The organism is Bartonella saheliensis (genome assembly GCF_902162175.1).
Genome location: NZ_LR607280.1, coordinates 1 through 2725 on the forward strand (window position 1 = coordinate 1; position 2725 = coordinate 2725).

At 42.2% G+C, this 2725-nt stretch carries 2 protein-coding genes; both read left to right on the plus strand.

Going from position 1 to position 2725, the window contains the following annotated elements; all coding sequences use genetic code 11:
- Window positions 1–1856: DUF637 domain-containing protein (locus FS875_RS09600; RefSeq protein ID WP_208000046.1), on the plus strand; the 1856-nt coding region annotated here is incomplete at its 5' end.
- 61 nt (window positions 1857–1917) lie between these two features.
- A complete protein-coding gene (locus tag FS875_RS09605) occupies window positions 1918–2490 on the plus strand; it encodes an SMI1/KNR4 family protein (protein WP_144756167.1) in 573 nt (190 codons plus the stop codon).
- Window positions 2491–2725 lie beyond the last annotated feature (235 nt).

The following is a 2725-nucleotide window of genomic DNA, read 5'->3' on the forward strand; positions in this document are numbered from 1 at the left end:
GTGCCATTGCCAGTGCATTGGGTGTTGGCTCCAGCACAGCCATGAATGCAGCGATACAAGCAGGGGTACAGGCGCTGATCAACAAAAGTGCTGTGGCTCTTGTCAATAATCGCGGCAACATTGCCGATGCACTTCATGAGCTAGGCTCATCGAAGAATGTTTTGGGCATTGTCTCTTCAATGTTAACAGCAGGTTTAACCAGTCAATTCACAGAGATGGCCGGTGTTGGACAATCCTTATCCAAAACCGCCCCTTTGGTTGATCGTATTACCCGTGAGGCAGAAAGGAATCTGATCAAAGCCGCCATTGGCACGGGCGTTCAAACGGCTCTTGAAGGTGGTTCACTTGACAAAAACTTTTTTAATAATCTACGCACCGCCCTTTCAGGAACCCTTGGGAAAACATTAGCGGAAGAAATTGGTACCGCTAAGGCAGAGGGTAAAATAGACACGGTGACGCAAATTGTAGCCCATGCCGGTCTTGGCTGTATTGTCGGTGCGACAGCGAGTGGTGATTGTACGGCTGGCGCAGTGGGGGGTGTTGTAGGTGAAGCCGCAGCCATGCTCCAGTTTAAACTGTGGATGCAAAACATTGTGAAAGAGGAAATGGGGGCATTAGATGGTCGCACCCCAACGCCGGAAGAACAAGCCCGCATCACCGCAAAAATTGATGCACAATTTGCAGACTTTAGAGAGCACACCATTGATATCGCGCGCATAGCGGGGGGCTTTGCTGCCGCCCTTGCTGGTGGGGATGTTAATACCGGCGCTGATGCTGCTGGTAATGCCGCGGAAAATAACTACCTCAGCAGTGCGCAAATAGCCCAGATGGATAAAGAATTAAAGGAGTGTCCTGACCTTTTATGTCAAGCAGAAGTGTCTGCGAAATGGTCTGCGATTAGTACAGGGCAAAATTTAAGCCTTTTGGCTGGTATGGTCGCTGGTGTACCGGCTGAATTATACGATACGGTTGATGGTTTTGTGCAAATTGGCCTTCATCCCAAAGAGACTTTGAAAGCACTTAACGACTTGTTGAACAGTGGTGAAGTTTGGGCGACAATTGGGCGGACCCTTGGGCAATCCTATGTAGATCGCATTAATAAACTGGCGGAGGAATATGAGCGAGCCGGTGCTGGTGGATCCTTTAAAGCGGGTGTTGAACTTGGAAAATTATTGACGGATATAGCATCCCTAATGACAGGAATTGTTGGAGCAGCTAAGGGAGGTGTAAAGCTTACCGAAAAAACTCTGATCAAATTCCTGGCGAGGAAAGATTTTGCCCAATTCGCTTCCAAGAAAAATCTTGCAGAACTTATAGCTCAGGGAGATCTTGACAAACTTGCTGCTAGGAAAGAACTGATCAAAGAAGCTGCTAAAGAAAAAAAGAATTGGTTAAAAGGAAAACCCATTAAATTTACCGATAGCAAATTTGGTGAGACATACAAAATCTATTGGAGAGACGATTTGTTTGATCCTAACAAAAGGGTTAAATGGACAGTAAATAAAAAAGACGTATGGGGCACTAATCTTGAGAGAATGGAAACAGGAAGAGCACCTATAGGATTTGATGATAAGTCTGTTGAGTTGCATCACCTAAATCAAACCCCTGAAGGTCCCTTAGCAGCAATGAGCCATGAATTTCATAAAAAATATACTTCTGTGATTCATGATAATCCAAAAACACACCAATCGCTTATAGATAGAAAAAAGTTTGAGAAGCAGAGAGAGGAATTTTGGAAGGAACGTGCTAAAGGGTATAGAGAACAAAAAAATAGTCATTTAGGAGGAATAATCGATATGAAATGGGGTATTATAGGTCTAGATTTTAACAGATGGGGACAGGAGCAGCGGCAGTAATGCTCTACGGTTGATGAAAAGAGAAAAAGGGACTTATAAAATAATTGATGGAGAATAATGAATGAAAACCTATACCTTAGATGATGTTGCAGTATTAGTTGATAAATATGATGGTGATATTGTTAATTTTTGTTCTGAAGAAAATGCAGTTGATGATCTCGTGATTGAAAAGGCGGAGAAAGCTCTTGGTTTACAATTCACATCCTCTTACAAGAATTTTTTAAAACATTATAAAGGCGGGGACATTGCTGGTTATGAAATCTATAGTCTTTATAAAGATTGTGGAAAGGATATTCCTTTTGATGATATTGTTTTCCAAAATTTAAATGATAGGAAACGTGGTTTTGCGACACCAGAACAGCTTATCGTTTGTGATGCTGGTTTTGGTGAAACCTTTTATTTTGATTATACGCAGTTTCGGAATGGAGAATGTCCACTCTATGTCATGCTTCCATCTGAAGAGTGCGAATATTACGCGAGTAATTTTTATGAATTCCTTTGTAAAAGAATTAAAGAAAGCGTGGGAGCTGAGATACCTGAAGGTGATCAACCAATTGAAAAACCTGATACCCCTCCCATTCCGCAACCTATCCCTTTTTACAAGTGCTTTTGGAAAAAGTTATGGGGGAGATGACACGAGGAGGTGAGAAAATCTCTCGTCTTTCTAAAGAGCCACAGTATTACACGAGTAATTTTTATGAGTTTTTCTGTAAAAGAATTAAGGAGTATGTAGGGGAAGATTAAGTTTCTGACCAACAAGGATCAAGATTTTAAGGATGTTTATCAGCGCAATGAAAACCTTGTGTGGTGGAGTGAGAGCGACAAAGGCTATCTGAATGAAAGCATCAAGCATGTGACCATAGAAGCTG